The organism is Acinetobacter sp. YH12023, from assembly GCF_013420135.1.
In the GTDB taxonomy this organism is placed as follows: domain Bacteria; phylum Pseudomonadota; class Gammaproteobacteria; order Pseudomonadales; family Moraxellaceae; genus Acinetobacter; species Acinetobacter amyesii.
This window is the reverse complement of the sequence record NZ_VOYU01000002.1, coordinates 262054-269575: the sequence shown is the minus strand read 5'-3', so window position 1 is coordinate 269575 and position 7522 is coordinate 262054. Positions and strand designations below refer to the sequence as shown.

4 protein-coding genes are annotated in these 7522 nt (G+C 43.8%); all 4 read right to left on the bottom strand.

What is annotated here, in order from left to right; genetic code table 11:
• A partial coding sequence (locus FTT92_RS02930) for a hypothetical protein (protein ID WP_180171396.1) occupies nucleotides 1-1414 on the bottom strand: 1414 nt, incomplete at its 3' end.
• Nucleotides 1415-1495: 81 nt separating this feature from the next.
• Nucleotides 1496-3466: a hypothetical protein gene (locus FTT92_RS02925; protein ID WP_180171395.1), complete on the bottom strand. Its 1971-nt coding sequence runs from the start codon at nucleotides 3464-3466 to the stop codon at nucleotides 1496-1498.
• Nucleotides 3466-3870: a hypothetical protein gene (locus FTT92_RS02920; RefSeq protein WP_180171394.1), complete on the bottom strand. Its 405-nt coding sequence runs from the start codon at nucleotides 3868-3870 to the stop codon at nucleotides 3466-3468. Before FTT92_RS02920 ends, FTT92_RS02925 begins: the two co-directional genes overlap by 1 nt.
• The gene (locus FTT92_RS02915; protein WP_180171393.1) at nucleotides 3867-7505 is read right to left on the bottom strand and encodes a tape measure protein; all 3639 of its coding nucleotides are present in this window, start codon (nucleotides 7503-7505) and stop codon (nucleotides 3867-3869) included. The genes FTT92_RS02920 and FTT92_RS02915 overlap by 4 nt, the downstream gene beginning before the upstream one ends.
• Nucleotides 7506-7522 lie beyond the last annotated feature (17 nt).

Below are 7522 nucleotides of genomic sequence, written 5' to 3'. Positions count from 1 at the left end.
AGGGCGCATAATCAACACTGATTGAGCCAGCAAGAACCAAGCGACCTGTATATTCACCAACACAGTAAAAACTTTCTGCACCAGTGAAAACAATCGCCCAGCGCTCCTGAATTGCACCTTTATTGGTAATCAAGATTGGGTAGAGAGAATCATTGTAATTAGCAGAAACCCCTGAACCTGTTGGCTCATCATTCCAGACACTATTCCAAGCCTGCTGTACAAACTTCCGTGTATAACGCGCCTGCATATCCCCAATGACCAGCGCAGACCCGACAATAGTATCCACCGCATCATAATTATGGGTTAAAGGCTTAGTAAATGTCAGCTGACCATTAATTTGCACATCACGGATCTGCCCCATATCTTGATAACGATATTTTGCTATTAATGGCTCAACCAAGCCCAACAGCGTAAAATCACCACCAAGCGTGACACGGCCATAATCATAATCAATGGTATATAAGTCATAACCTACTTTTACACCGTTTGCATCTTCAAGTTCACACCACGCAATACGCTGATCATTTAAGTCGTAGGTAGTACCAGCAATCGCACTTGGAAGCGCTTGAGATTTAGTGGAGCTAACAATACCAATGCCGCCTACACGGAAAATCGGCACACGACCGTCGATCGGCAAGCGCGTAGCAGATAATCCCAGCAACTCTGAGTCAATCGGTAGATAGGTGTAAGCAATAGCGTTATAGCGAACGCTTGAAGCATCCACCCATACCGGCACATTGATATAGGATTTACCTGATTCTTCATATTCTAGTAGTGGATCATACCACTCATGTGCTTCTAACTCTGCACGATTAGCAGTTGTGATTTCGGTCTTGGTATAGAAATAAATCTGCACAAAACCGTTATCCCAATTCACTTTACCGTGAGCACGTGATGTCTCAATTACCCCGTTTTCATCGGCAGTAAGAGTGAGCTGACCATGCTCAAGTGTGCCGACAACGACTGTCAATGACTGTACTCGCAGCGGAATAACCGGTGTGCGAAAGGCAATCTTATTGACTGGCGGTAAATCCGTTGTCGTGGTCAATGACTGCAATTGAATACTGTTGTCAGCATTCGGCGTCCAACTATCAATTTCAACAACACCTGTACCATATTGAATCAAACCTGACTGGATACCTGAATTAGTAGCAGGATCCACATTGCGATACAGCAAACCAGAGCGGTCCAAGAAGGTATCAGATCCAACCTTGAAGCGAGCTGAACCCGTGAGAATCTGCTCATTAAAACCGGAGGACAAATCAACTTTTAGTTTGTCTGCAGTAATTGTATGTGTAGCCGAATTTGAACCTGATGTATCGCGGTAACGGACTTTCACATCCACAGTATTAAAGGCTTTTAAAATAGTTTCAGTACCAACGATACTCGATGTTTGCGGACTATAAAAAGACATACAACCTCTCTGTGTGCTTGTATTGATCTTCATCAAACCAATCAAATAGGTTCACACAATGCTAATAAGGGATAGTGAAAATCAAGCAGTACCGTATGTAACAGCTGCTTCAAATTTGGTAATAAACTGCTTGTAAACGGTTTGTGGTGTGACTTCGCATAAGCCAGTTGAATAGTTAATTGAACCTTGAACTGCACCACGACTATTCACTAAATTCCCCGATGAACTAGTCACCGGTACATCCGTTAGCAATACATTGGTTTCAAAATTTCCTGTCTCAGTAGACACAGGAATTTCCAACTCAACACTATTCGGCTGAATGGCTGAACCTGTACCAATTGTGAATACCAACTTTTGACTCGAGTCCGGGGTAACATCATTCTTGGTTTGCGTAAGCGAAGTACCGAAGTTATAGATCACATTAAAAGTTGTCGATTTCTGCGGTAACTTATTTGGGATGATCTTGCCTGTACCTGATGCATAATTAATAGAGCCCGTAGCATCACCAGTAAATTTTCCTTGAGCATTGGATGTTGCCGTTTTGGCTTCCCCTTCAAGCAACCAAGTAACTGTTACACCAGGTAAAACGCTCAAGTGTCCAAGATCAAACTCAAAAGCAGCTTTTTCAACACTTAAATTTGAGCGTACAAAAGTCACAATCGGTGTACCCCAATTCAGCAGAATCACGCTATCCACATCAGGCAATGCACCTGCAGTTAAAAGCCATGATCCTGTCTCATAATTGATCATCCCCGACCCAAAAGAACTGTTTGCCGCTTTTAGCTGACCAGATCCATCATCCTTGAGCTCGTAAAACTTACCCTGAGCCATGTAAGAAATAGACAATGCACCGGGTGCAGGGATCGGAATCAATACACCTGACCAATTAGTACCTTGATTGTTCTGAGTCACTGGAATGGCACTACTCTGGTAATACTGATTCGGTGCGGCTGCCGGCTTAAACGCAATGTTTAAACTCATGGTGCCGGTTGGTGCTGCTGAGGTCCATTTCACTAGACCTCGCTGATAGTCGATCGTACCGACCTGCGTACCCAGTGAGTTCTTCAAGAGCCCACCTTGGTCTGTTATGGATTGGCCTTGCATGGTAAATGACACAGAACTAGGCATCACCGCAGAACCGATATATAGGTTTTGGCTTTCACTCACGACTTGCGATGCATAGTTAACTGTAATCAATCCATCACTGCCCGGCACCAACACAACACTTTCACCTGCAGCATTGACATCAATGATCGGTGTTTCACTTTGAGCAGATGGAATCAATTGAGTAAACATTGAATCAGCATTAACCGTGTATTCACCAACATGAGCATCAGATGCCAGTTGAGTAGATGAATAATACAAACCAGTATCAGCAACAAGCGTATCTCGAAGAACAGTTTTGGACGGTGTATTACCGGCGTACCACTGACGAGCCGATAAGCCTACAAAGTCACGCTCTAAAGGATCATTGATTTGATAAGTCGCCACCTTGTATTCAACAGTTTTTTGATCAACCACCATCACTGCTGTGCGGGTATCAACCTTAGTAATTCGCACGTACTGTTCAAATTGAAGCGCTTTTCCTTCATCTGAAATCAGCACGATCGTGTCACCCACACTGGACTCGGTTTCTTGCGGAAACATAACGACTTGCAGTGATGACATGCCTTGCCAGTGTGTATCAAGTGGTGTTCCTGCAATCTGGCCACCTTTAGCCAAGTAATTTTCAACTCGGTTTTGTGCGGCCTGGCGTTCGTCGGTCCATGACTCAGTGCTAAATAGTAGTGCCGATACGTTTGGATCCTCGGGAAGCTCAGATACAAATACTGTGGCACCCATAAGTAAGTCAGTATCATTCGTGGTCACAGCTGGAAAGATCTTTCGCATCGATACATCACCGACGGTACGATCTAGTTCAGAAATGTCATTGAATAAGTTATTACTTAATCCGTCTGCCACAATCTGACCGTTATATTTACCACCTCCGTCGCTATTATCGGTGTCACGTTCAGCGTGATAGATCACTAAATCTTTCGTTTCAATTGGCATTACTCACTCCAAAATCTGAGCGTCAAGTTCATGTGGTCATCCAGAGATACTGGCGGGATTCCTTTAACGGGTGTCGCCTCTAAAGCACCATCAACATGATTGAAAACCACGTTAAAAGTACGTGTGTCATGTGCCCATTCAAATTGAATCTGAAACTGTTCATTGAGCACTGACCAGGCCTGCAACTTACGAACGTCAGCTAATGATGCCCACCCCATTCCACTGTCAGCAGGCTCTAAAGTGATTGGTCTTCCTGAGAGCTTGGTGCCCTCTTGAATAATGGGTGTGCCATCCATGGCATATTCCAAAGACTGTTCTTTGGCTTTCCAACTAAATTCATCAGACCAAAAAAAACCGTCTTCAATTGAGACGGTTTCTGATGTTGAGATGCGTTTTATTTTCACGATGCCTTGCTCACTTTTCCTAGCGTTGCCAAAATTTCTGATAACGCGTCCTTATTACTCGCATCTGTTTGAACATCTACAGATTTGCCATTAGCCTCAATGCGAATAGTGGTTTGAGGTTCAGATTTAGCCGCACCTGACATAGCTTTAGTAGACACATTATTAGGCGCATATTGCTGCATACGCTCTAACTCTGCATTCACTTGTTCCACGTTGCTTAACCCACCAAAGAAACCAAAGCCTGACGATTTGTAGCCATTTACGCCCTTGGTTCCTTCATAGATATCTTTTGCATACTGTTTAGCAGCTGCATCCGAATATCCCATGGCTTTAAGCTCAGCTTCGATATCCCCGGCATTTTTAGCCATCTTGCCTTTGGTACCTTTTCGAGTCTCGTGCATACCACTCGATGCTGCACTAACCGCTTCTTCCCACGCGCTTTTAACCGAATCAGCCTCATTACGACCAGTCTGGCCAAGGTTACGGAATCCATCTTCAGCGCCAGAGGTTGCATTTCTAACTCTATGCATGGACTGTTCAAGACCAGACATAGATTCAACCGAGGCTTTCCCTGTTTCATCGACTTGGATTTTTAAGCCCAATGATGCTGCTTTGGAATTTGCTGCAGCTATTGCTTGGGCATCACCAGACGCATACGCCAAACGTATAGTCTCTTCATAGGCTTTCTGGAGATCTTCTTGTGTTGCTTGCCCACTTTTGCGGACAAGCTCAAAGTCAGCCAAAGCCAATTGTGCTGCAAGCTTAAGCTGCTCTTTGGTTTTAATCCCAAGTCGCTCAAAAGCTTTTCCAGTTTCATCCAAATCATCGGGTAGTTCGGAGTTTGCCCGTTTTATTGCAATGATGCCTAACTCGACCTGCTTGGTTGAAAACACCCCTTGCGCTTCAAACTCGCGCATTTTGGCATTAGCTGCATCAATTTCAGCCTGACTTTTGGCTGTTTCAAGCCACTTTAACCAGGCCTGGTATGTTACATCGCCGGCTTGCTTACCAGTAATTCCTGCTTCACTCAGTCGGTTTCTAAACCCCTCTAACTCATTTCCAGAACTCGAAAATGATTTAGAAACTTTGTTCAATGAAACATCAAGATCAACACCAAATAGTTTGGCGGCAGCAGAAGCTCTAGAATATGCAGATTCAGCAACTTGACCAGAACCAGTTGTAGCATTATTGAGTTCGGCAATACGGATATCACGGTTATTCTTAAGTTCGTTTTCCTTAGCATTAATAGCATCGACTGACGCTTGTGCTGAGGCCAGAGCATTTAAGTCACCAGTCCTTTTAGCTTCCTCGATCTGCTTATCTAGTAAAACTCGTTCAACAGCAGCTTGTTTTTGGTAGGCAAGCAATTCTTCGTCAGCTTTTTTGACATTCTCCTTAGCAAGCTTAAGTGCTTCTTCCTTTACTCTGGCATTTTCTGCTGCCTGCGCTGCGCTTTCACCTGCCTGAACAGATACCTTGCCAGCTTCATCAATGGTGACGATGTAGCCTTTGGTTAATAGATCGGCTTGCATCACGCCATCCATTACACCACCATTGGCGGCAATGGCAGCTTCTGCAGTTGCTTGAGCTGATGCTAATAAATCGCTATCCAGTTTTGCTTTGGCTGTGGCATGTTCTTTTTCACGAGTTTCCAGTTCATTGGATTTCTGAAGGATTGAATCAATAGCAGATTGGTTGCCGTCCTTGCGAGCCTGATTAAGCTGTGCATCAATTGCTGCACGCTCGTCTGCCAATGACTTTGATTTTTGAGCAAAGTCCTCGTTTTGTTTGGTTAATTCAGCAAAAGTTGCTTTCTCACCAGCTACGGCTTCATTATTTTTTTGCTCTCTATTTTTCCCGATATTATTAAGAGCTTTAATAACTTGCACTTCATGGTTTAGCGCCAGTTCATCTGCTTGCTCATAAAGCTCTTTGGCTCTCGCTGTAAGATCTTGGAATTCCTTAAAAGCAGCAGCTTTAGCATCGCCAAGCATGAATTTTGACTTCCAGTACATAAACGCACCGGTAGCCTCGTACATTGCTCCTGCAAATAAATTTACAGTTATAGCAATACCCTTGAAGCCATCATTGAATAAGGCAAATATTACACTAGCAGCTTGAAATGTTTTAGTAAGCCCATTTGTCTTATCATCAGCTTCATCAACTCCACTGTTAAAATCAAAGATAGATGAAAGAGCTGTGTCTAAAACAATGGCTGCAGACTCAAATACAGAACCAAGCGATACCACCAAGGACTTCACAGTCTCATAAGCAGTACTTAGCGCCTCTTTAAGTGCTTCAATTGTAGCGGGGTCAATTTTTTCAAGTTGATCCCCTACCCAAATAAAGCCTTCACCAATATCTTCAAGTATGGTCTCAACTACACCCATATTGTCAGCAAGAGTTACCAACCATTGCGCTACAGTTGCTGATGCGCCGTTCGCCTGATCCATTGCGCCGATCAAGATTTGCCATTGTGTAGAAATACGCTGTAACGCATTCCCAATGGTTGTCGGAAATTTAGCGTAATCCGCTTCAATCGCTGCTGACTGATCCTGTAAAGCTTTAATTACCTTCTCAGCCGATAACTGGCCCTCTCCTGCCATTGCACGCAGCTCACCAGTGGTAACACCTAGAGACTTGGCTAATGCTGTTGAAATGCCTGGAGCTTGCTCCATGATCGAGTTGAACTCATCACCACGAAGTACACCAGATTGCAGAGCCTGAGTTAATTGCACAATTGCGGCTTCACTCGCTTGCGCTGATCCACCACCTGTTTGGATGGCCATGTTAATGGTCTTGACCAGATCTAAGCTTTGCTGCTGAGTCATCCCCATTTGCTTACCAACATCATTCACTTTCGTGAATAGACCTGCTGTGGCGTCAAGGCTTGTGTTTGTCATCAATGCGACTTGATGAACACCCGCCATGGCCTGGGTAAAATTCCCACCTTCACTTGTCGCAATGTTGATACGTGCTGAAAGATTAGTATAAGCATCTGCTGTTTCGGCTAGTTCACGAATTCCCAGGCCAACACCAATGGCAGCCATAGCACCAACAAGAGCTGTATACCCTGCCTTTAGACCAGCAATGCCTTTCTGTGCGGTTTGAGCAGCACTATCAGTTTCTTTTAAATTATTATTTGCTCTGCCAACTTCAGCGTGAAAATCATTAAATGCTTGGTCTGCTTGCTGAACTTCTTTTTCAAGTTGATCGACTTGTCGTTGTGCAACTTCAATATCAGCTGGTGATGCATTTGTTTTTGAGAATGCCTCTAAATTTCGCTTAGCTTCAGTCAAGTCGCTTTTTAATTGACCTAAAGCTTTTTCAGCCTTATTCCCAAAATCAGTAAAATTACCCGCTGTGGATTTAGCATTATCCCCCGCATCCTGAATGATCCCAGTTGCAGCTGTTAGAGATTGAGTTAATTTATCAGCTAATTCAGTCGTGCCCTTTGGAATAATATTCCCAACTTGGCTTGACGCCGCTTCTGAAGCTTGTTTAATTTTTTCGGATTCAGACTTAATTGAATCAAAAAGTCTTTTCGTTACATCTTCCGATTGCTTTGCAGCAGCTACCAGACCTTTGCTATCACCATCAAGGATTAATTTAAAAGTTAAATTTTTGCCTGACATGAACTTTTTCCTTTAAT

What these genes read in the sequence shown, in the direction of transcription:
- FTT92_RS02915 (WP_180171393.1), bottom strand. Translation starts at nt 7,505, where the DNA reads ATGTCAGGCAAAAATTTAACTTTTAAATTAATCCTTGATGGTGATAGC.
- FTT92_RS02925 (WP_180171395.1), bottom strand. Translation starts at nt 3,466, where the DNA reads ATGCCAATTGAAACGAAAGATTTAGTGATCTATCACGCTGAACGTGAC.